This window comes from Qipengyuania gaetbuli (assembly GCF_009827315.1).
GTDB lineage: Bacteria > Pseudomonadota > Alphaproteobacteria > Sphingomonadales > Sphingomonadaceae > Qipengyuania > Qipengyuania gaetbuli.
Genome location: NZ_WTYF01000004.1, coordinates 1,045,891 through 1,066,717, shown reverse-complemented (window position 1 = coordinate 1,066,717; position 20,827 = coordinate 1,045,891). Strand labels below are relative to the sequence as shown.

The window sequence follows — 20,827 nt, the reverse complement described above, 5'->3', positions numbered from 1 at the left end:
TCAAGGGCTAGGCGCCGTTACAGGCCCTTCGATCGGGCAAGCAGGAAAAAGCGTAAAGGCCAGAGGCGTTTACGCGCGCATAACCTTTCGCATGTAAGCGTGCGGGGGTGAGCCAGACGAGTTCAAATACGGTTGTCGATGCGGAGACCTTGACCGCACGCCAGGTGCTTGGCCTGGCGAGCGTCGATGGCGTCGACTGGGCGCGTCTTCATGGCCACCAGTATTCGCTCGTAAGCAAGCGCGCCGTGGTTCGTGCGATGCTCCATGCGCTGGCCTTTGCTCTGGTTGCGGGTGTCGCCATTCCCACGGTCAATCCATTGCTCGTCGTGGCATGGGGCTGCGCGCTGGGCCTGTCGGTCGTCCATGCCTTCAGCCTAGACAAGCGCCTGCGCAACGCAGAAATGCGGCGGTTCAACCAGGACGACGTGCGCGCCCATGCGATGACTTCGGCCAACAAGGGCGCGGTCTGGTCACTCGGTGTCGTCGCGCTGGCCACGCTGGGCGCACAGCAACAGCTCTCCAGCATCTGGATTATCCTGTGCTTCCTCGTGGTGTGCAGCACTTCGAGCCGGTACAGCGTGCCGCTCAGCACCATCGCCTTCCTTGCTGCGGCATCGGTCGGTCCGCTGATCGTCGCCCTGATGCACAGCTCATTCCTGCTGGCCGGGGTGATCGCGCTTACCATGCTCCTGGGTTCGCTCGGAACGTTCGAGATGGCGCGCATGCGCGTCGGCGGCCGCCTGTCCGAATTGGCGATGCAGGAGAAGAGCGAAGTCGTCTCCATGCTGCTGCGCGAATTCGAGGAAGGCGAGGCCGACTGGCTGTGGCAGGTCGATCCGAACCGCAAGATGCGCTCGGTCAGCCCGCGCCTGGCCTTTGCCATCGGCAAGCAGATTTCCGAGATCGAAGGGCAGCCCTTCCTCCAGCTCATTTCCGGCGACAGCTGGAAGACCGGGCAGTTTCCGCCCAGCCTGCACGAACTGGCCGAGAAGCTGAAGCGCCGGGAAAGCTTCTCCAACCTCACGGTCAAGGCCGTCATCAGCGGCGAGCGTCGGTACTGGGAGCTGTCGGGCACCCCCATGCTCAACGACAGCGGGTCCTTCATCGGCTTCCGCGGCGTCGGCTCGGACGTGACCGAAAAGCACGAGAGCAGCGAGAAGATCGCCTATCTCGCGCGCTACGATACGCTGACCCAGCTGCCTAATCGCCTGATGCTGACCGAGGCACTGGGCGGCGCCTTGGAATACTCGCAGCAATGGCGCAGCCGCTGTGCCTTTCTGATGATCGATCTCGACCGCTTCAAGGCGGTCAACGATTCCCTCGGGCATCTCGTCGGCGACCAGATGCTTGGCGAGGTTGCCCGGCGTCTCAAGCCGCTGGTCGACGAAGGCGAGGTCTGCGGGCGCCTGGGGGGCGATGAGTTCGCGATCGTGGTGCGCGATGCCACGGACCGCAAGCGCATCGACACGCTGGCCAAGACCGTGATCGCGGCCCTGTCCGCGCCGTACCATATCGAGAACCAGGTCCTTTACGTCGGGGCCAGCGTGGGTTCGGCAATCGGTCCGCGCGACGGGACGAAGGTCGACGAAATCATCCGCAACGCCGACTTGGCGCTCTACCGCGCCAAGGACGAGGGCGGCGGTGTCCACTGCGAATACGAACCGTCGCTTCACGCCACCGCAGAAGAGAAACGCCAGCTGGAATTCTCGCTGCGTACCGCGCTCGAGAACGACGAGATGATGCTGCATTTCCAGCCTGTGGTGGATGCCAAAACAGAAGAGGTTGTCAGCTTCGAGGCGCTCGCGCGCTGGAACAGCAAGGTCCACGGCTTCGTCAGCCCGGCCAAGTTCATTCCGATCGCGGAAGATACGCGCCTGATCGTGCCCATCGGCACATGGGTGATGAACGAGGCCTGCCGCGAGGCAGCAACGAACTGGCCCGAGCACGTCAAGGTGAACGTCAACGTCTCGCCCGAACAGCTTCTAGAACCCGATTTCGCAGGCACAGTCGTTCGCGCGCTGTCGCATAGCGGCCTGTCGGCGAACCGACTGGAAATCGAGGTGACCGAGAGCATCTTCATGCGCGATGCCGGCGTGGTGCGAAAGGCGCTGGAACAGTGCCTTGCGCTGGGTTGCTCGGTCGCGCTCGACGATTTCGGGACGGGCTATTCCTCGCTCGGCTACCTCAGGAAGCTCGAATTCACGACCATCAAGGTCGACCGCATGTTCGTTCAGGGCGCGGCGCAGGACAGCCCGGAAAGTCTGGCGATCATCCGCGCCGTGGTGGCCATGGCCGACAGTCTCGGCATGACCACGACCGCAGAAGGCGTTGAGAACCAGGAAGAAGCGGACCTCATCCGCCGCCTCGGCTGCACCAAGATCCAGGGATACCACTTCGGCCGTCCGATGCCGGCAGCCGATGCCCGCAAGATTTTCTCCCGCGGCGCGCTCAAGAGCGCCTGATCAGGCGTCTGCGAGCGAGCGGATTGCCGCTTCGAAGAGGGCGCGTCCGTCAGTGCCGCCATGGGCCGGATCGATCGCGCGTTCGGGGTGCGGCATCATGCCCAGCACGTTGCCGGCAGCATTGAGAACGCCCGCGATATCGCGCTGCGAACCGTTGCACGCCTCGGCATAGCGGAACGCCACGCGGCCTTCGCCTTCGAGCCGGTCGAGCGTCTCCGCATCGGCAAAGTAATTGCCGTCGTGGTGGGCGACCGGGATGCGGATTTCCTGCCCGGCCTCGTAGCCGCTGGTGAACAGCGACTGGGCGTTCTCGACCGTGAGCGCGACCGTGCGGCAGATGAAGTTCTGGCCGGCGTTGCGCATCAGTGCGCCCGGCAGCAGCCGCGCTTCGGTCAGGACCTGGAAGCCGTTGCACACGCCAAGGACCGGCACGCCGCGCTCGGCCGCGCGGACGACTTCGCGCATGATCGGGCTGTTGGCCGCCATGGCGCCCGAGCGGAGATAGTCGCCATAGGAAAAGCCGCCCGGCAGGGCGATGAAGTCCAGCCCGTCGGGCAATTGGGCATCACCGTGCCACACGCGGTGCGGGGCGGTGCCGGAAACCTGTTCGATCGCAACCGCCATGTCGCGGTCGCAGTTGGAACCGGGAAAGGTGATGACGGCTGCGCGGAAGGCCATCAGTCGAGCTTCTCGATGCGGTAATTCTCGATCACCGTGTTGGCGAGCAGCTTCTCGCACATCTCGGTCAGCGCTTCGTCGCTGGTGCCGTCGGCAAGGTCGAGATCGATCGTGCGGCCCACGCGCGCATCTTCGACGCCGGAAAAGCCAAGCCCTTCAAGGGCGTGGTGGACGGCGCGACCCTGCGGGTCGAGCACGCCGGGCTTGAGGCTGACGAGGACACGGACTTTCATGGGCGGCGCCTTTGATAGCTTGGGGTTGAAGCTTGCGCGCGCCTATGCCGCGAGTGCGCGCGAAGGGCAAGCCGCAGACGAAAGGCGAGCGGGGACAGCGGCTTACCTGCAGGTGACCTGAAAACGGACTGTCACCGCATTGCAACATCATTCCAGAACCGCGCAATTCCGCGCCTTTCCGATTCGAAAAGCGCGACATTTCGGCTACAGGGCGCGGGTCAATTCCCCAACTCCATCCCACCAATCCGCGCGCAGGAACGCTTCGGGCCAAAAGGATCATCCCCATGATTGACCGCTCCCTTACTCTCCGCCTCCTTTCTGCCAGCACGCTGGCTCTCGCCCTTGCTCAGCCCGCGATGGCTCAGGACGTCGACAGCTCCGACACCGAAGCGACCGGTGCCGAAGAAGCCGAAAACGGCCAGCTCGACATGATCGTCGTGACCGCCAACCGCCGCGAGGAAAACCTGCAGGACGTCGCCGTTTCGGCTGCCATCCTGTCGGCCGACGCGACCCGCACCATCTTCGACGCCGGCGCCGACGTTACCGCGCTGGCCGGCCGCGTCCCCGGCCTGTTCGTCGAAAGCTCGAACGGCCGTGCGGCTCCGCGCTTCTACATCCGCGGCCTCGGCAACACCGACTTCGACCTTGCTGCCTCGCAGCCGGTTTCGGTCGTCATGGACGACGTCGTCCTTGAAAACGTCACGCTCAAGAGCTTCCCGATCTTCGACGTCGAGCGCGTGGAAGTCCTGCGCGGCCCGCAGGGCACGCTGTTCGGCCGCAACACCCCGGCAGGCATCGTCAAGATCGACACCGTCAAGCCGGGCGACGAATTCACCGTCAACGGATCGGCCAGCGTCGGCAGCTTCGGTTCGGTTTCGATCGACGGCGGCCTGACCATCCCGATCGCACCGGGCCTCGCCTCGCTGCGCCTGTCGGGCATGTGGCAGCAGCGCGACGACTGGGTGGACAACGGCTTCACCGGTGAAGAGGACGCCTACGGCGCCTACGCCGACATCGCCGCACGCGCCCAGCTGCTGATCACCCCGACCGATCGCCTGTCGATCCTCGGCAGCTACTCGATCCGCGATCTCGACGGCACCTCGACGCTGTTCCGCGCCAACATCCTCGGCCCGGGCAACAACGAGCTGAACGACAATTACGACCGCGACACCGTGTTCTTCGACGCGGGCGGCGGCAACCAGGCCGAATACAAGGCCGAGATCATCACCGGCAAGGTAAACTACGAAGCCGATCTCGCCACCTTCACCTCGATCACCAGCTTCGCTTCGAGCGAAGGTTCGAGCCGCGGCGACATCGACGGCGGCTTCGGTGCCAGCTTCCTGCCGGTCATGGGCCCGGGCTTCATCCCGTTCCCGTCGGACACGCGCGATTCGATCGAGCTCGACCAGTTCACGCAGGAAGTCCGCCTTGCCAGCAATGGCGGCGGTGCTTTCGAATGGCAGGTCGGTGGTTTCTACTTCGACAGCGACTTCGACGTGACCACGGTCGGCTTCGACTTCCCGCCGTCCGTCACCGTCAACCACACCAACGAGAGCTGGGCCGTGTTCGGCCAGGTTTCCTCGCAGGTGACCGACACGATCAAGCTGACCGGCGGTCTGCGCTACACCGACGACCAGAAGGACTTCGTCGTCCTCGAAGGTGCCGCACCGCAGCCGCGTTCGGTCCAGGATGACCGGATCAGCTGGGATCTCGCCGCATTCGTCGACGTGAGCGCCGATGCCAGCGTCTTCGCCCGGGTAGCCAGCGGTTTCCGCGCTCCGACGATCCAGGGCCGCGACGTGGCCTTCTTCGCACCGCCGTCGATCGCGACGAGCGAGAAGATCATGAGCTACGAAGTCGGCTTCAAGTCCGAACTGGCCGACCGCCGCGTCCGCCTGAACGGTGCCGCCTACTTCTACAACATCGAGGACCCGCAGTTCTCCGCCGTCGGCGGTGCTGGCAACCTCGTGCAGCTCGTCAATGCGGCGGACGGTCGCGGTTGGGGCTTCGAGCTCGACAGCGCGTTCCAGATCACGCCGAATTTCCTCGTTACGGCCGGTGCCAGCTACAACAACACCGAAATCCGTGACGAGAACCTGGCCGTCGGCATCTGCGCCCAATGCACGGTGCTCGACCCGATCGCGAACATCGGCGGCACCGACCGCGCGCTGGTGGACGGCAACCCGTTCCCCAACGCACCGGAATGGATTGCCGACGTCACCGCACGCTATGCCGTGCCGGTCGGCAGCGTCGGCGAAATCTTCGCCTACACCGACTGGACCTACCAGGGCGAAACCAGCTTCTTCCTCTACGACAGCGCCGAATACGTTGTCGACAACCAGATCGAAGGCGGTCTGCGCATCGGTTACGCCAAGCGTGACGGAACGCTGGAAGTCGCTCTCTTCGCCCGCAACATCACCGACGCGGACAATGTGAAGGGCGGTATCGACTTCAACAACAACACCGGCTTCGTGAACGATCCGCGCGTGATCGGCCTGTCGGTGCGCTTCGAGCACTAAGTTCGGCGCCACACGAAACGAACGGGGCCGGGAGGGGAAACCTTCCCGGCCCTTTTTCGTGGCGGGCCAGAAACTTCGGCCCTAGATGAGAGCGCAGATGACCGCGCTCGACCTCGTCTACAATCCCGTATCGGGCAGCTTCAGCCAAGGGCATCTCGACGCGCTGGCGGCGGCGCTGCAAGCCGAGGGCTTTAGCGTCACGCCGATGCCGACGACCGCGCAGGGAGCCCAGCTATCGGGCAGCGCGGAAGTGATTTGCGTCCATGGCGGTGACGGGACCTTGCGTGACACGGTGCAGGCGCTCGGTGACAAGGCCGGGGATGTGCCGCTCTGCGTTGCGCCATCGGGCACGATCAATCTCGTCGCGCGTGAGCTCGGCTATGCCCGCAAGCCCGGGAAATTTGCCGCCGAACTGCGCGCGGCATGGGATCGCGGAAGCGACAGCTGGGTCCATTCGCCGCTCTACACGCTTGGCGAGATGCCGGTCGTGTCCTGCCTCTCCATCGGGCCCGACAGCCATGCGGTCGCGAGGGTGGACGGCAAGCTGAAGAAGCGTATCGGGCGCTATGCCTATGTCGTCGCGCTGGCCCAGCAGATGCGTGACTGGCCGCGCGATACCATGACCATCAGCGGCGAACTGGCGGGCGGGGAGAGTTTCGAATACGAGGCGGAGGCTGCCATCGTCAGCCATGCAGCGCTCTATGCCGGTCCGTTCAGGGTCAGCCCGCAGGCGGCACTCGCCGCGGATTCGGTGGAGCTGATCACGCTCACCCGCTCCACGCGGCTCGGGACGATCGCTCTCAGCCTGGCGGTCATGCTGCGCCTGCCGGTCGCGCGGCTTGGCATTGCGGAAATCCGGTCCTGCCGCCGCATCGCCTTCGACCGCTGCGTGACCCCCGTGCAGGTCGACGGGGATCACATGCCCGATTGCGCCTTCGCCATCGGGCCCAGCGGCATGACGCTGCGCTACGTGGTGTAGCGGGTTACTTCTTGGCTGGTTTCGGCGGCGTGCGCAGGCGGCCGCGATGCGCGTTCATGTCGAGCACTTCGCCCGGACCGGCATCGTCGTTCTGCAGCAGGCCGAGACGGCGCGCGACTTCCTGGTAGGCTTCGCTCTCGCCGCCAAGGTCGCGGCGGAAGCGGTCCTTGTCGAGCTTTTCGCCGGTGTTGATGTCCCACAGGCGGCAGCCGTCGGGGCTGATTTCGTCGGCGAGGATGACGCGGCTGTAATCGCCGTCCCAGATGCGGCCGAATTCCAGCTTGAAGTCTATCAGGCGGATGTCGATCGCGCTGAACATGCCGCACAGGAAGTCGTTGATGCGGATCGCCATCGACGACATGTCCTGCATTTCTTCATGGCTGCACCAGTTGAAGCAGGCGATTTCCTCTTCGGAAACCTTCGGGTCGCCGAGGCCGTCGTCCTTGTAGCAATATTCGATCAGCGTGTGCGGCAGCAGTTCGCCTTCCTCGATACCGAGGCGCTGACTGAGCGAGCCGGCAGCGACATTGCGCACGACCACTTCGAGCGGAATGATTTCCACCTGGCGGACCAGCTGTTCGCGCATGTTAAGGCGGCGGATGAAGTGGGTCGGGATGCCGATGTGCGACAGGCGCGTGAAGACATACTCGCTGATGCGGTTGTTGATAACGCCCTTGCCGTTGATCGTGCCCTTCTTCTGGGCGTTGAAGGCGGTAGCGTCATCCTTGAAATACTGGATGATCGTGCCCGGTTCCGGACCTTCGTAGAGGATCTTGGCCTTGCCTTCGTAGATCTGGCGGCGACGTGACATGGGCGATTTCCTTCGCGCTCAAAAAACCGTCGCCCCGGCAGCGGAATCGGGTGCGTCCGCTTGGTCCGGGGCGTTCGCTTGGCGCATACAGAAGCGCGCGCGCGAAAGCAATTGCGGGGACGCCCCGGCCCCGATAGCCCCCCGAGACATGACGATCGGGATACGAACCCTTGCCGGTCCGGAACTGGCTGCGGCGCTGGACGCGTTGGCGGACCTGCGGATCGAGGTGTTCGCGGAGTGGCCCTATCTCTACGACGGCGATGCTGCCTACGAACGCGAATACCTCGGGGAATTCGCAGCAGAAAAAGGCTCGGTCCTGGTGGCGGCCATGGACGGGGACCGCATCGTCGGGGCGGCCACCGCTTCCCCGATGACCGGCCAGAAGCCCGAGTTTCGCCGTCCGTTCGAGGCGCTGGGGTACGATACCTCCAACCTGTTCTATTTCGGCGAAAGCGTGCTGTTGCCCGCCTATCGCGGCAAGGGCATCGGTCATGCCTTCTTCGACCGCCGCGAAGCCGCAGCGCGCGACTATGGTGCAACGCATGCGACCTTTTGCGCAGTGGTGCGGAGCGAGGACGATACCCGTCGCCCGCCCGGCCACAGGCCGCTCGACCCTTTCTGGCGGGCCCGCGGTTACGAGAAAGTGGAAGGCCTCACCACCAGCTTCCACTGGAAGGAACCCGGCAGCGCGGGCGAGGTCGCCCACACGATGCAGGTCTGGATGGCAGGGCTCTAGTGGCGGGTCGGCGCGGGCGCGTCCTCTACCGCGGGGGCGTGGTCGGCCTTCAGGTTCTCGATCAGGCGCCCGAGCGTGGCGCGCTGGACGAGCACGCTGAACAGGACTGCGGCAAAGGTCGCGGCAAGGATCAGGTCGCGCGTCTCGCCAGCGGGTAGCGACAGGGCGAGCGCGATCGAAATACCGCCGCGCAGGCCGCCCCACCACAGGACGCGTCCCGCGCCCTTGTCCTGCAGGCGGGCCGCCGGGATCGCCTTGGTCGACACGAAAATCCCGACCGCGCGCGCGGCCAGCGTCAGCGGAATTGCGGCAAGGCCGAAGACCACCGCATCGGCGCCGGCGACCAGTACGATCATCTCCAGCCCGATCAGGAGGAAGAGGATGGAGTTGAGCAGCTCGTCCACCAGCTCCCAAAACTTGAGGACATAGTCTCGTGTCACGTCGCTCATGGCGAAGGTAACGCCCTGGTTGCCGATCAGCAGGCCGGCGACGGCCATCGCCAGCGGTCCGGAAATGTGGAGATAGCTGCACAGCGCATAGCTGCCCATGACCACGGCGAGCGTGATCAGCACCTCAAGCGTGTATTCGTCCATCCCGGCCAGCGCCCGGTATCCGACATAGCCCGCAACCAGCCCGACCAGCACGCCGCCGCCCGCCTCGATCGCGAACAGCCGCGCACCTTCCGCGATGCTGAAATCCGCGCCCGTAACTGCCGCCCCCAGCAGGATGATGAAGACCACGATGCCCACGCCGTCGTTGAAAAGGCTTTCGCCTGCCACCGCGCTTTGCAGCGATTGGGGGACGTTCTCCTCCTTGAGCACGCCGAGGACGGAGACGGGATCGGTGGGGGCAATCAGCGCGCCGAAGACGAAATACCAGATCGGCGCGATGGGCAGGGCGAGCAGGGTCCCCACACCCCACATGGCAAGCCCGACCAGCACGGTCGAGATGATCACGCCCACGGTCGACAGGAGCAGCACCGGCAGCCAAGCAACCTTCAATCGGGCAAGGTCGACGTGAAGCGCGCCGGCGAACAGCAGGAAGCTCAGCATTCCCTGCAGCAACGTATCGGTGAAATTGAGCTGGCGCAGCGTATCGGCCACCCAGTCATCCAGCGTGATGCCCGGGATGAAGGCGTTGGCGACCATCAGCGTTATCGCGGCGAGCGCCCCCATCACCGTCAGTCCGATGACGTGCGGCAGGCGGACAAAGTGGTGGTTGAACCAGCCCAGCAGGGCGCTCGCCACCACGAGGAGGGCGGCGATTTCGAAGGGGTTTAGCGCGGCGCTGGCTGTTTCATGCATGACCGGGGGGATAGCGCGGCGCAAAGCGAAGGTGAAGCTTGCGCGATTTCACGCACTTGGGCAGCTTCGGACGAGAATGACCTATCGCTATCGCCATTCCGGCCTCGCCGTGGCCTCGCAGCTGGAATTGCCTGAATGGGCGGCTTTCCAGGCGGAGTTCGACGCGCCGGACGTGCAAATCGTCATCGACGATGCACCGTGTCCCGACTGCCCTACCGATGGCAGCGCTGCGATTGAGGGGGACACGATGCGTTTCGCCATCGATGGCATCGGGGGCTGGCAGGTCGAGGGCGGACACACCTTGCGCCTCCACCCCGGAATGACCACCGACCCCCGCGAGCTGCGCCTGTTTACTTTGGGCAGCGCATGGGGGGCGCTCGGCTACCAGCGCGAGCTGGCCATGTGGCACGGCAGTGCGGTTGCGTGCAGCGGACGGGCGTTCCTGTTCTGCGGCGAGGCCGGGGCAGGCAAGAGCACCATGGCAGGCGCGCTGCTGGCACGCGGCGCGGCGCTGGTGGCCGACGATCTCAGCCGGGTAGAGCCGGGGGCCATCCACCCTTCCAGCGCGCGTATCAAGCTGTGGGGCGAGGCGATCGAGCGGTTCGGCTGGCAGGAACGCGTGATCCAGCGCGATTACCTGCGCGACGACAAGTTCCATTGTTCCGCTCCCAATCACCTCGCGGGGGAACAGGCCGTGCCGCTTGGCGGGATCGTCGTTCTCGAACGGGCGGACGGTTTAGCACTGGACCGCCTCGTCGGCAGTGCGGCGCTGCGCGAGGTGCTGCGCGGGACGCTCTACCGGCCAGAAATGCTCGAAGCGATGGGCCGCTGGGCCGAGCAGGGATCGCTGGCAGCGCAGATCGTGGCGCAGGTGCCGGTATGGCGGCTACGCAGGCCGAAGGACTACGCCGCGCTGGACGCGGTTTGCGAAGCGGTCGAGGCGCTCTGGCTGGAATAGGGAAGGTGTGGTGCCCGGGGACGGATTCGAACCGCCGACACTGCGATTTTCAGTCGCATGCTCTACCAACTGAGCTACCCGGGCTCCCTTTCGCCGGGGCCACGCATGGGCCGCTCCAGCGGTTGGAGTGCGCGCCTATGGCGAAGGCAGGCGCGCTTGGCAAGGGCCTAAATCAGTCCTTTTCGCCGCCCGTGACCTCGGCAGCGATTTCCTCGGGCAGTGCGGGCCGTCCGGGCACCGCGTAGCCATCGCCGAACCACTGTGCGAGGTCGCGGTCGCGGCAGCGGCTGGAACAGAAGGGTGCGTGTTCCTCGACCCGCGGCTTGCGGCAGATCGGGCAGGGTTTGGCGGCTCTAGTCATGACCCACGATCTGGGCAGCGCCTGCTTCGATGGCAAGGCCGGGATCGGTCTCTATCCGCAGCGGGCGGCCCGTCCGGCGCTCCAGTTCAGTGATCCATTCGTCGCTGATTTTCGCTTTCAGCGCGGGATGCACGGTCAGCAGAGTAACGCCTGCCCCCTCGACTCGCTCTGCCCGGCGCAGCGCCATGCGTGCCGCCATGCCGGTGCGCGAGCTAGCTAAGCGGTGCAGCAGCGAGGGTCCTTCCAGTCGGGCGACGAGCTGGACCAAGCCAAAGCCGTTCATCGCCGTGCGTTCGTGTGGCCGGTCCGCCAGCACGTTTTCGAGCAGGCTGTCCACCGCCTTGCGGTCGGCCTTCGCTTCGAGCGTGGGGAAGTCGATGCCGATTGAGCCGCCGAGGTCGAAGCGCGGCAAGGCCTCGCCAAGCGCCCGTGCGGCGCGCAAGGCGAGTTCCCGTGGAGGCAGATCGCCGTCGACGTCGACCACGGTCATCGCTGGGGTCACGGAGAACAGCAGCGAGCCGCCGTCGAAATCGATCTCGCCGCGCGAAGCCTCTGCCCAGACCTCTTCCCACAGGCCTGCTGGGAAACGATGGACCTTTTTGCCGATGGAGAACGCATCATCGGCCGCAGCGGTGACCGCTTCTGGCGGCCGCGCGGCTGGCAGTTTCAGCCGGCCGCGCTCGGCGATGGCGCCGCGTGTGATGACGGCGGAAAGGCTCGCACCTTCGCTTGCGCTCTGGGGCAGCCGGTCGAGCAGGATCTCGCGGCCGTCAGCCAGCGTCCCGGTCCCGCGGGTGCCGCGTTTCGTGGTGAGCTTTGCCGTGACCTGCTGGCCGGCATGAAGTTCGCCCGGCCAGCGTAGCTTTGCAGCCAGAACCCGGTCGCCTTCGACGAGGATCGCGCGGGTCTCGCCGATCCCGTCCTCGACCAGCCATTCAGGCAATGGGGAACCCCGCGGCCTTCAGCAGCGCACGCGTTTCGTAGAGCGGCAGGCCCACGACACCCGAATGGCTGCCCTGGATGCGGCTGATGAGGCCTTCTGCAATGCCCTGGATGGCATAGCCGCCCGCCTTGCCGTCCCATTCGCCGCTGGCGATGTAGGCGTCGATCTCGTCGGCGGAGAGGCGCTTGAACTGGACGATGGTCTCGCTCAGCCGCTCGCGAACCGCTCCGTCGGGCGCGCGCAGGGCGATCGCGGACAGCACGCGGTGGCGACGCCCGGACAGCAGTTCGAGGCACTGGCGCGCCGTCGCCTCGTCCTCGGCCTTGGGCAGGATCCGCCTGCCGGCCGCGACAACCGTATCTCCGGCAAGCACGAAGCCGTCGGGCGAAGCGGCAGCTTCCGCCTTTTCGCGGGCCATGCGCTTGGCATAGTCGCGGGGCAGTTCGCCCCTGGCAGGCGTCTCGTCGATATCGGCAGGGGCGATGGCATCCGGCGTCACGCCCAGCCGCGCGATCAGTTCGCGGCGGCGCGGGCTGGCGGAGGCTAATATGAGAGTGGGCTGGCCCACGCGGTCTTACTGGGGGCCGGGGCCGCCGCGTCCGGGCATGAAGCGGTAGGTGATACGCGCCTTGGTCAGGTCGTAGGGCGTCAGTTCGCACAGGACCTCGTCACCGACGAGCACGCGGATACGGTTCTTGCGCATCTTGCCGGCGGTGTGGCCGAGCACTTCGTGGCCGTTCTCGAGTTCGACGCGGAACATGGCGTTGGGCAGCAGTTCGACCACCTTGCCGCGCATTTCGAGAAGTTCTTCCTTGGCCATTACTATCCTTAGCTGATGCAGTTCGTCGAGTTGTGTCGCGCGCCCATAGCGTCAGGCGGGATAAAAGGGAAGCTTTAGGCATTGAGCCAAGCATCGCACTCCTGCGACAAACCGATACAGGGTGGCCGCTTGCGCGTCCGCCCTCTTCCGGTAGGTGCCGTAGGGGGGTTGGCTTGGACTGCATACTGGATAAACCCTTGATAACACTTCGCGCACGTACTTCGCTGCCGGCTCTTGCGCTTGCCCTTTCGCTGAGCGGCGTTCCCGCCATGGCGGAAGAACAGGACCCGCGGGCCCAGCCGCAGCCGGACATGGAAGAGATGGCCGTGCCGCCTTCGGCTTCGGACACCATCGTCGTGGAAGGCACGCGAATCCGCGGCCAGCTGTTCGTTGAGGAAAAACCGATCGCGGAATTCAGCGAGCAGGACATCGCCGCATTCGGTGCCAGCTCCATCGCCGACGTGATTGCGGCCATCGAGCCGGCGACCAGCAGCGGGGCGCGCAGCAGCCGCGGCGGCGGCCAGCCGGTCTTCCTCATCAACGGTATCCGCGTGTCCAGCTTCCGCGAATTTCGCAGCTATCCGCCCGAAGCGGTGCAGAAGGTAGAGGTCTTCCCCGAGGAAACGGCGCAGCGCTTCGGCTATTCGGCCGACCAGCGCGTGGTGAACATCATCCTCAAGCCCAATTTCCAGAGCGTGAGCGCGGAAGTCGAATACGAGGGGCCCGATCGCGGCGGCTTCACCCGCAACGAGCAGGAACTGACCTATCTGCGTATCGGCGAGAAAGGTCGCCTCAATTTCAACCTCGACTTCGAGGATTCGAGCCTCCTGACCGAGGCCGAGCGCGGCCTGACCGTCGATGGCGGTTTCCCGGGCGAGGAACAGTTCCGCAGCCTGCGCGCCGACACGATGAGCGGCGAAGGCACGATCAATTACGCCCGCGCTTTCGTCGAGAGCGGTCTGTCGCTGAGCCTCAACGGCACTTACAACCATTCCGAAAGCCTCAGCCTGTCGGGCCTGTCGAATGACGGGACCGTCCCGCTGGAGCGTCGCGGCGACGTCGACACGATCTCGGTCGGCGGCACGCTCTCGCGCCCCATCGGCGACTGGAACGCGGTCTTCACCAACGACACGGTGCGTTCGCTTTCCACGACGGAAATCGATCGCTTCGACGGCAGCGGCTTCGATGTCGCGGAAAGCCGGACCTGGACCATCGCCAACGACCTTACGCTTACCGGCTATCCGATCGCGCTTCCGGCAGGCGATATCAGCGTCACCTTCAAGACTGGCGTCGACTGGCGGCAGATCGCCAGCGAGGACACCCGGTCGGCGACCGATATCGAACTGACCCGTCGCCGGTTCGATGCGAACACCACGTTGTCCGTTCCCATCGCGGAACGCGGCGGCGCATGGGGTGCGATCGGCGGCGTCAGCCTGAGCCTTAGCTCGGGCATCGAAGACCTGTCGGACTTCGGCACGCTGGCGAATTGGAGCGCGGGCATCAACTGGCAGCCGACCGATACGCTGGGCTTCAGCGCCACGCGCATCTGGCGCGAAGTGGCACCCAGCCTGACCTCGCTCGGCAGCCCCCGCATCGACGAATTCAACGTGCCGGTGTTCGATTACGCCACTGGCGACACGGTGCTGGCGACACTGGTCACCGGAGGCAATCCCGACCTTCGTGCCGAAACCCAGGCCGACTGGAAATTCAGCGCCAACTGGGAACTGCCCTTTTGGGAAAATGCCCGCCTGCAGGCCGATTACGGCATCAACCGCTCGCGCGACGTGACGGCGTCACCGGGCTTCAGCGCGGCCTTCGAGGAAGCTTTCCCCGACCGCGTGACCCGCGGCACCGCGGGTGAACTGCTCGCCATCGATCGCCGTCCACTGACGCTTTACGAGACCCGCAGCCGGGTGCTGTCCTTCGGGCTCAACACGCGCGGCGAGATCGGCAAGACGCCCGAACGTCCCGAACGCGGTGCCCAGGGCAATGGCGGTCCGCCGCAGGGTCGCCCGGGCGGCCCGGGCGGCGGCCCGGGCATGGGCTTCGATCCCGCTCGCATGGAAGCGATGCGCGAGACTTTCTGCAAGGCGCCGGAAGGCGAAACGCCCGACCTGTCGGCCATCCCGGAAATGTTCCGCTCGCGCCTGCTCGATGCCAATGGCAATCCGGACCCGGAAAAGATCGCCGCGGCCCGTGCACGCTTCTGCGGGGCGGAGGCCGACCAGCGCAGCCAGCAGTTTACTGCGATGCGCGAGGCGATCTGCGCCGAACCGCCCAAGCTCGACGGCCTGCCCGAAGAGGTTCTCGCCCGCCTGAAGGACGAGAATGGCGAGATCGACCCCGAAAAGGTCAAGGCGATGCGCGAGAGGATGTGTTCGGCACAGGCCGCGCAGGGTGAAGGTCAGCCGCAGCAGGGCGGCCCGCGCCGTGGCGGCGGCGGCTTCGGTCGCTTCGGCGGCGATCCGTCGGATACGCGTCCGCGCTATTTCCTCAGCCTCAACCATAATATCGTGCTCGAAAACGAGGTCCTGCTGGCAGAGAACGGCCCGCTGTTCGACCAGCTGGCTGGCGATGTCCTTGGCGGCGGCGCGATTTCGCAGCATTCCTCGCGTCTCGAAGGAGGCCTGTTCTGGCAGGGCTACGGCCTGCGCCTGACCGGTCGCTATATCGGCGAGGCGGAACTGCTGGGCGGTGACTTGCCCGGTTCGAGCGACCTGTTCTTCTCGGACCTGGCGACCTTCGACATCCGCCTGTTTGCCGACCTCGGCGAAGTCTTCAAGAAAGAGGATGGCTGGATGAAGGGCCTGCGCGTGTCTGTGCTGGCCGACAACGTGTTCGACGCTCGCCGCACCGTGACCGACGAGAACGGCGATACGCCGCGCGCTTACGACCCGCTGCGGATCGACCCTGTCGGCCGCTACCTCGGCGTGGATATCCGCAAGGCCTTCTGACCCGCGGGCGCGTCCTGCCTCATTGCAGGGCGCGCTGCGGGAACAGCAGGCGGGCCCAGAGCGGGGCGGAGAAGGGCTTCCATTCTCCCTCCGCCTGGGCCAGCCGGTCGGCGATGGCGTAGACTGCGGCCGGGTTCACCCCGAGGCCGCAATGGCTGGCGAGCACTTCGATGTTCTCGCAATCCTCGCGCCCGCAGCGCTGGACCGAACCGCGCCAGTGCACCACGCCGTCGCTCCGCGTGAGGATCGAGGTCGTGGGGACGGGCGGAGCCTCTGCCAGTTTCTGGAAATTGCCGCCCTTCATCACTTCGGGCTCGCGCCCGTTCAGATATTCGAACAGGCGGCGGGCATTGGTGTGGTTGCGATCGTCTGAAATCGGGCTGCCGAGGCTGATGACGAGCCGCACCTTGTCGGGCGACAGCTTCGCAAGTTCACGGGCGAAAACGCCGCCAAGGCTCCAGCCGACGATGCTGATCGGGCGGCCGGTGCGATCATGCACCTCGTCGACACAGGCCATCATCGCTTCGATGCGGGCCTGGTCCACGCGGACGTTGCGGCCCAGGTTCCAGCCTGCGCAGTCGTAACCGAGATCGCAAAGCAGCCGGCGCAGCGGCGCGGTCGAATAGTCGGACGCCATGAAGCCCGGCAGTACCAGCACGCCGTGACCGTCGCCGCGGGGCAGCGCGTTCATCAGCGGCCGCAGGGCATAGAAGCTGGCCAGCTCGCTCATCGCGCGGCCAGGTTCGGCTAGCGTCAGCAGGCGGCTGGGCGGACGCGCATCGATCTGCGCGGCGGTTGCAGTGGTCACGATTTGGTTGTTCCTTTCCCCTTAGGGGCAGCCTTCTTACGGCTGGCGACCCCCTTTGTGCCCGTCTTCGCTTTCGAAGCGGGCGCCTTCTTCGTTGCAGTGGCCTTTTTGGCCGGAGCCCGCTTCTTGGCGGCAGGCTTCTTCGCTTCCGCCTTTTTCGGGGCGGGGTTCTTCGCCGCATCGCGCAGTTCCTCGTAGGATGCGCGGATGCATTCGACGTAGAATTCAGGATCGGGCATCATTTCCCGGTCCGCGGTAAAGGCGATCGTCGCCTCGTCGGTATAGGACTGGACGACATGGCCGAGGCCAAGGCCGTCGGTCAGGCACAGGAGCCCCATCATGCTCTGCATCTTTGCGCCGGCCGAATAGATCGGGATCGGCGGTCCCGGCACATTGGTCACCACGGTCGAGAAGATCGGCCCGACACCGCGGTTGGCAAGGCTGAGGCGGCTGTAGAGCTGCGCGCCGAGCGCCATGAACAGCGCGGGGCTGGCCTTGCTCATCTCGGTCATGTTGCGCGCGCCCATGGCGTCGGTCATGGCCTTGGAATTGACCGTGCGGTCATGACAGAACTGCAACCGTTCGATGGGGTCGGCGATATGCGTACCGAGCGGCGCGATCATCGCGGCCACCTGGTTGCCCATCGTGTCCTTCTCGCCCTTGGAACGGACCGAGATCGGCGCCATGGCCGTCAGCGTTTTCTTGGGCAGTTCCTTCTTGTCTTCGAGATAGCGCCGCATCGCGCCGCCGATGATGGCGAGGAACACGTCGTTGACCTTGGCGCCTTCGACCAGCGTGCGGATCGCCTTTACCTCTGCCAGCGGGACGCTGATGCCTTCGACCACGCGGTGGGGCGAGATCTTGCGATTGAAGCGGGTCTTGGGCGCGATCATCTCGGTCGAGACGTCGAATTCCTTGGCTGCCAGCCCTTTCAGCGCCTTGGCGAGGCCGGGCGCGGCCTTGGCGGCGACCTCGATCTGCTTCAGCGGATTGGTGATCGCATTCATGTAGCTGCGGCCGAGCAGTTCAACCGGATTTGGCAGCTTTTCGGGCTTCCATGTGTCGGGCGTGGACGGCGGAGGTTCGTCGGGGCGCAGCGTGTGCGTCGCTTCCATCAGGTCGATCCCGCTCATCCCGTCGATGGCGGCATGATGGACCTTGGTGATGTAGGCATAGCTGCCCTTGGCCAGTCCCTCGATCCCGTCGAGCCCTTCGACCACGGTGAATTCCCACGGCGGGCGGCTGAGGTCGAGCGGGCGGGAGAAGACGCGCGCCGCCTGGATGCACAGCTGCCGCCAGTCGCCCGGCTTGGGGAGGGCAATGTGGCGGACGTGATATTCGAGGTCGAAGTCCGGATCCTCGATCCAGTAGGGGTAATCGAGGTCGAAGGGCACGCGCACGAGGCGCTGGCGCATCGTCTTGGACAGTTGCAGGCGGCTTTCGATGAAGCCGAGGATATCCTTGAAACGCACGAAACCGCCGGGCGCGGTGCTGGGATCGTAAATCAGGATCGAGCCGATGTGCATCGGCGAATTGCGCGTTTCCAGCGCAACGAAACTGGCATCCATGCCCTGCAATTGCTGCATAGGGTCCTTTCCGCGCTACCGCTCCGCCAAATTGGGCGAAGGACAGCATCTCCCACGATCGCCCCGCTTTTTGCGGGTGCGAAGAGAGGAAGCTATCACAAAGCGGGGTCCGGTCAACTTGCCGCCCCGGTCAAACCCTTCCGCTAGGGCAGGAGTGTCACAGTGCCTCGGCTGCGGCCACGCCGCTCGCCCAGGCCCACTGGAAGTTGTAGCCGCCCAGCCAGCCCGTCACATCGACCGCCTCGCCGATGGCGAAGAGGCCGGGAATGCGCTTTGTTTCCATGGTCTTGGAGGACAGTTCCGCAGTCGAGATGCCGCCCACAGTCACTTCTGCCTTGGCGAAGCCCTCGGTGCCGTTGGGGTGGAACGTCCAACGCTTCAGCCGCTCCTGCGCTGCCCTCAGCGCCTTGTCGCTCGCATTGCCGAGTTCGGTTTCGATCCCCAGCTTTTCTGCAAGGATGTCCGCGAGGCGGTCCGGCAATGCATCCCGCAACAGCGAACGCAGGGTCGCGCGCGGCGCATCTCGCTTCGCATCGAGCAGCCAGTCGCCCTGCCGGTCGGGCAGGAAATCGATGACCACAGGATCGCCCGGCTTCCAGTAGGACGAGGCCTGCAGGATCGCCGGACCGGACAACCCGCGGTGGGTAAACAGCGCCGCTTCGGGAAAACTGGCCTTGCCCGCAGTGGCGACGACCGGCGCGGATACGCCCGAAATCTCGCGGAACAGCACTTCCTCACCGCCCAGCGTCAGCGGGACGAGGGCGGGGCGCGGTTCCACCACCTTGAGGCCGAACTGGCGAGCGAGGTCATAGGCAAAGCCGGTCGCACCCATCTTGGGAATGGAGGGGCCGCCCGTCGCAATGACGAGGCTCGGCGCGATGGCCACCTGCCCGCTGGCCATGACCGCGAACCGTTCCCCGTCACGCTCGACCGCGGTCACCTCGGCATTGCAGCGTATGTCGACGAGGCCCTTGGCGCATTCCTCCAGCAGCATCTCGACGATCTGCTTCGACGATCCGTCGCAGAACAGCTGGCCGAGCGTCTTTTCGTGCCAGGCAATGCCGTAGCTTTCGACCAGTTCGAGGAAGTCGCGCGGCGTGTATCGGGCGAGCGCCGACTTGGCGAAATGCGGGTTGGAGGACAGGTAGTTGGCCGGCCCCGCACCGATATTGGTGAAATTGCACCGGCCGCCGCCCGAAATCAGGATCTTCTTGCCGGGCTTCTCCGCCTTCTCGAGCACAAGCACGCGGCGCCCGCGCTGGCCTGCACGCGCGGCGCACATCAGCCCGGCCGCGCCTGCGCCGAGGATTATCGCATCGTAGGTTTCGGACACTCAGGCCTCGTCGAGCGGATATTCCGGCTTCTGGCGCGCGGCGATGAAGTAGAGCAGCGTGCCGGCTGCGAAGAAGCCTCCCAGCACCATCCACGACTGCGCCTGCGCCTGAGAGGCGATGAACAGCGAACTGCCGACAGCCACGATGACGCAGAACAGGTGTAAAGGCACGATCCGCCCCTCGCGATGTTCGAGCGCCGGAAGGGCGAGGCTGGTCACGATATAGGTGATCAGCCGGACAAGCGTGCCGGCCACGGCCAGCACCTCGAAGCCTTCCCAAAGGCCGAACAGCACGGCCAGCGCGCCGTAGAACAGGATCGCGTTGGATGGGGTGAGAAAGCGCGGGTGCACATATTCGAACCAGCGCGGCAGCATGCCCCTTTCGGCCATGCCGTACATCAGGCGCGGCTGCGCGACCCCGCTGGCGAAATTGTTCGCACCGATGCTGAAGCTGGCGGCAATCACGATGGCAAGCGATCCGGCCTGCCCCATCGAAGCCCCGGCAGAACCGGCCAGCGCGTTGTTCTCGCCTGCGAATTCAGGGCCGATCAGGATGAAGGCCCAGATGACCGCCATGTAGATCAGCGTTACGCCCGATACCATGAAGATTATCGAGCGCGGCACGTCGCGCTTGGGGTCCTTGAACTCGCCAGCTGCCTCGACCACGCCTTCGAAGCCGATGAAGGCGTAGAAGGTGAGCAGGATGACGCTTTCCACCGCGCTGAATTCCGGCAGGGTCACCGCGCCCAGCTCGCCCCCGGCAAAGAATGCGGACAGGACAAGCGCGCCCAGCGGCAGCAGCTTGATCGCGGTCATGACGCCCAGCGTACCGACCGATGCGCGCATGCCGTAAAGGTTGATGATGGTGATGATCGCAAGGCCCACCGCCACTGCCAAGGGCGCGATCACCGGATCGTCGAGGCCGGGGAAGAGCGCGGCGAGATAGGCCACCATGACGTGCATGTTGGCTGCAGCGGTCACGATCGCGCTGGCATAGCGCGCCCAGCCGGCCTGGAAGCCGACGAAGCGCCCGAACGCCGCTTCGCCATAAAGGACCGAACCGCCGCTGTGTTCGAACCGGCTCGCCATCCAGGCGTAGCACAGGGCCAGCGGCAGGAAGAGGATCCCGCCGATCAGCATCATCCACGGCGCGAAATTGCCGACCGCGGCGACCAGCACTGCGGGCAGGGCGAAGATGCCCGCCCCGATCATGCCATTGAGGGGAAACAGTGAAGTGCCCCAGAAGCCCACCGTACGCGGCGGCGCGATTTTCTGTCCGTTCATGCCGGGGGGATGGCGCGAAACGCGGCTTTGCACAAGCAGGCCTTTGCCTAAGCGGCAA

At 65.4% G+C, this 20,827-nt stretch carries 18 protein-coding genes and 1 tRNA gene; 6 read left to right on the top strand and 13 right to left on the bottom strand.

The features are described from left to right. Positions 1-149 precede the first annotated feature (149 nt). Positions 150-2,462: a putative bifunctional diguanylate cyclase/phosphodiesterase gene (locus tag GRI42_RS07660; protein WP_199800443.1), complete on the top strand. Its 2,313-nt coding sequence runs from the start codon at positions 150-152 to the stop codon at positions 2,460-2,462. Here GRI42_RS07660 and purQ read toward each other — a convergent pair whose 3' ends face one another. After that, complete coding sequence (gene purQ, locus GRI42_RS07655) at positions 2,463-3,140, bottom strand: phosphoribosylformylglycinamidine synthase subunit PurQ (protein ID WP_160607735.1); 678 nt, start codon at positions 3,138-3,140, stop codon at positions 2,463-2,465. Continuing rightward, positions 3,140-3,373 (bottom strand): phosphoribosylformylglycinamidine synthase subunit PurS, encoded by a 234-nt coding sequence (gene purS / locus GRI42_RS07650; RefSeq protein WP_160607733.1) that lies wholly within the window; start codon positions 3,371-3,373, stop codon positions 3,140-3,142. The genes purQ and purS overlap by 1 nt, the downstream gene beginning before the upstream one ends. Before the next feature lie 284 nt (positions 3,374-3,657). On the opposite strand from purS, the gene GRI42_RS07645 reads away from it, so the two are divergent. Continuing rightward, positions 3,658-5,892: a TonB-dependent receptor gene (locus tag GRI42_RS07645; RefSeq protein WP_160607731.1), complete on the top strand. Its 2,235-nt coding sequence runs from the start codon at positions 3,658-3,660 to the stop codon at positions 5,890-5,892. Between the two features lie 85 nt (positions 5,893-5,977). Further along, a complete protein-coding gene (locus GRI42_RS07640) occupies positions 5,978-6,871 on the top strand; it encodes a diacylglycerol/lipid kinase family protein (RefSeq protein ID WP_234033901.1) in 894 nt (297 codons plus the stop codon). A 4-nt stretch (positions 6,872-6,875) separates the two neighbouring features. Here GRI42_RS07640 and purC read toward each other — a convergent pair whose 3' ends face one another. Next, entirely contained in the window at positions 6,876-7,682 is an 807-nt protein-coding gene (purC, locus tag GRI42_RS07635; protein ID WP_160607729.1) for a phosphoribosylaminoimidazolesuccinocarboxamide synthase, read from the bottom strand. Positions 7,683-7,830: 148 nt separating this feature from the next. Between purC and GRI42_RS07630 the strand changes: the two genes are divergently transcribed. Further along, complete coding sequence (locus GRI42_RS07630; protein WP_160607727.1) at positions 7,831-8,418, top strand: GNAT family N-acetyltransferase; 588 nt, start codon at positions 7,831-7,833, stop codon at positions 8,416-8,418. Here GRI42_RS07630 and GRI42_RS07625 read toward each other — a convergent pair. After that, on the bottom strand, positions 8,415-9,722 hold the full coding sequence (locus GRI42_RS07625; protein ID WP_160607725.1) for a cation:proton antiporter: 1,308 nt from the start codon (positions 9,720-9,722) through the stop codon (positions 8,415-8,417). The genes GRI42_RS07630 and GRI42_RS07625 overlap by 4 nt on opposite strands. 76 nt (positions 9,723-9,798) lie before the next feature. On the opposite strand from GRI42_RS07625, the gene GRI42_RS07620 reads away from it, so the two are divergent. Further along, the gene (locus GRI42_RS07620) at positions 9,799-10,680 is read left to right on the top strand and encodes a hypothetical protein (protein ID WP_160607723.1); all 882 of its coding nucleotides are present in this window, start codon (positions 9,799-9,801) and stop codon (positions 10,678-10,680) included. 8 nt (positions 10,681-10,688) lie between these two features. Here the strand turns inward: GRI42_RS07620 and GRI42_RS07615 are convergent. The 5 genes from GRI42_RS07615 to infA all read right to left on the bottom strand — a co-directional run bounded on the left by GRI42_RS07615 (position 10,689) and on the right by infA (position 12,804). After that, positions 10,689-10,764, bottom strand: a tRNA-Phe gene (locus GRI42_RS07615). Between the two features lie 88 nt (positions 10,765-10,852). Further along, positions 10,853-11,041 (bottom strand): DNA gyrase inhibitor YacG, encoded by a 189-nt coding sequence (gene yacG, locus GRI42_RS07610; protein WP_160607721.1) that lies wholly within the window; start codon positions 11,039-11,041, stop codon positions 10,853-10,855. Continuing rightward, on the bottom strand, positions 11,034-11,984 hold the full coding sequence (locus tag GRI42_RS07605; protein ID WP_160607719.1) for a ribonuclease E/G family protein: 951 nt from the start codon (positions 11,982-11,984) through the stop codon (positions 11,034-11,036). Before GRI42_RS07605 ends, yacG begins: the two co-directional genes overlap by 8 nt. Further along, positions 11,977-12,552, bottom strand: coding sequence for a Maf family protein (locus GRI42_RS07600; RefSeq protein ID WP_160607717.1), 576 nt, complete (start codon positions 12,550-12,552; stop codon positions 11,977-11,979). The genes GRI42_RS07605 and GRI42_RS07600 overlap by 8 nt, the downstream gene beginning before the upstream one ends. 6 nt (positions 12,553-12,558) lie before the next feature. Beyond that, on the bottom strand, positions 12,559-12,804 hold the full coding sequence (gene infA / locus GRI42_RS07595; protein ID WP_047806247.1) for a translation initiation factor IF-1: 246 nt from the start codon (positions 12,802-12,804) through the stop codon (positions 12,559-12,561). Positions 12,805-13,073: 269 nt separating this feature from the next. On the opposite strand from infA, the gene GRI42_RS07590 reads away from it, so the two are divergent. Then, entirely contained in the window at positions 13,074-15,758 is a 2,685-nt protein-coding gene (locus tag GRI42_RS07590) for a TonB-dependent receptor plug domain-containing protein (protein ID WP_160607715.1), read from the top strand. A gap of 19 nt (positions 15,759-15,777) precedes the next feature. Here GRI42_RS07590 and GRI42_RS07585 read toward each other — a convergent pair whose 3' ends face one another. From GRI42_RS07585 to GRI42_RS07570, 4 genes are all read right to left on the bottom strand, one after another. Beyond that, complete coding sequence (locus GRI42_RS07585) at positions 15,778-16,566, bottom strand: esterase/lipase family protein (RefSeq protein WP_325065310.1); 789 nt, start codon at positions 16,564-16,566, stop codon at positions 15,778-15,780. Then, positions 16,563-18,152, bottom strand: coding sequence for a WS/DGAT/MGAT family O-acyltransferase (locus GRI42_RS07580; RefSeq protein ID WP_160607713.1), 1,590 nt, complete (start codon positions 18,150-18,152; stop codon positions 16,563-16,565). The genes GRI42_RS07585 and GRI42_RS07580 overlap by 4 nt, the downstream gene beginning before the upstream one ends. Positions 18,153-18,309: 157 nt before the next feature. Then, positions 18,310-19,434 carry a BaiN/RdsA family NAD(P)/FAD-dependent oxidoreductase gene (locus GRI42_RS07575; protein ID WP_199800532.1) on the bottom strand — a complete coding sequence of 375 codons (1,125 nt, stop codon included), beginning with the start codon at positions 19,432-19,434 and terminating at the stop codon, positions 18,310-18,312. Positions 19,435-19,485: 51 nt separating this feature from the next. After that, positions 19,486-20,769 (bottom strand): APC family permease, encoded by a 1,284-nt coding sequence (locus GRI42_RS07570; RefSeq protein WP_160607709.1) that lies wholly within the window; start codon positions 20,767-20,769, stop codon positions 19,486-19,488. Positions 20,770-20,827: the final 58 nt, after the last annotated feature.